Origin of the sequence: Paracoccus sp. PAMC 22219 (genome assembly GCF_000787695.1) — a bacterium.
GTDB lineage: Bacteria > Pseudomonadota > Alphaproteobacteria > Rhodobacterales > Rhodobacteraceae > Paracoccus.
Window position 1 is genome coordinate 1 of the sequence record NZ_BBPH01000206.1, and the last position, 1169, is coordinate 1169.

At 59.5% G+C, this 1169-nt stretch carries 1 protein-coding gene; it reads left to right on the forward strand.

Annotated features, from left to right (window positions below; genetic code table 11):
- Window positions 1–82: 82 nt before the first annotated feature.
- Window positions 83–1169 (forward strand): IS3 family transposase gene (locus TY51_RS18515; RefSeq protein ID WP_156118121.1). Its coding sequence is split into 2 segments (ribosomal slippage), with 1088 coding nucleotides annotated over them: window positions 83–344 and window positions 344–1169; the frame shifts between segments, so codons are not numbered across the junction. This gene is flagged as partial in the annotation.

Consider the following 1169-nt stretch of genomic DNA (forward strand, 5'->3'; position numbering starts at 1 on the left):
TTGCTCTGCCCCCTGAGAACTGGACCGTTTGAAGCTGGAGTTTTCGGCTAACCTTCCCTGGCTGGGAGAGGAGCGGAGAACGATGAAGGCATCGAAGTTCACGGAAGCGCAGAAGGCGTTCATCCTGAAGCAAGGCGAGGAAGGCACGCCGGTGGCCGAGGTCTGCCGCAAGGCGGGTATCAGCCAGGCGACCTACTTCAACTGGAAGAAGCGGTATGGCGGCCTGCTGCCGGACGAGATGCGTCGGCTGAGGGCGCTGGAGGACGAGAACGGCCGCCTGAAAAAGATCGTCGCGGACCTGACTTTGGATCGGGAAATGCTGCAGGACGTCATCCGGCGAAAGCTCTGAAGCCTGGCCGGATGCGCGAACTAGTTCGCGGGATGTGCATCGATTGGGGCGCGTCGATAAGCAGGGCTTGTGGGGCCCTGCGGTTTGACACCTCCACGTTCCACTACAAGTCCCGGCGCACGGACCAGGCAGCCGTCGAGAGACGGATCAGGGAGATCTGCGAAACGCGGGTGCGCTATGGATATCGGCGTGTCCACGTCTTGCTGCGACGGGAGAGCTGGCAGGTGAACATCAAGAAGACTCGTAGAATTTACAATGAATTAGGTGTGCAGCTCAGGAACAAGAACCCGAAACGGCGGGTGAAGGCCAAGCTGCGAGACGATCGCCAGGAGGCTGTCGCGCCGAATGATGTCTGGGCCATGGACTTTGTTCATGACCAATTGGCCTTGGGCAACAAGCTGCGGATCCTGACGATCGTCGACACGCATTCCCGTTTCTGTCCAGCAGCTGACCCGCGCTTCACCTACCGCGGCGAGGATGTGGTCCGGACACTGGAACGGGTCTGTGCCCAAGTCGGCTATCCCAGGACAATCCGGGTAGACAATGGCAGCGAGTTCATCTCGCGCGACCTCGACCTGTGGGCCTACGCCAACGATATCACCCTGGACTTCTCACGCCCTGGCAAGCCCACCGACAATGGCTTCATTGAGGCGTTCAACAGCAAACTCAGGTCTGAATGCCTGAACGCACACTGGTTCATGAGCCTTGCAGACGCGCAGGAAAAACTGGAGACTTGGCGTAGGCACTACAACGAGGACCGACCCCATAGTTCGATCGGATATAACGTCCCGATCGCCCTGCATTATCCCGGCGGCGCAGC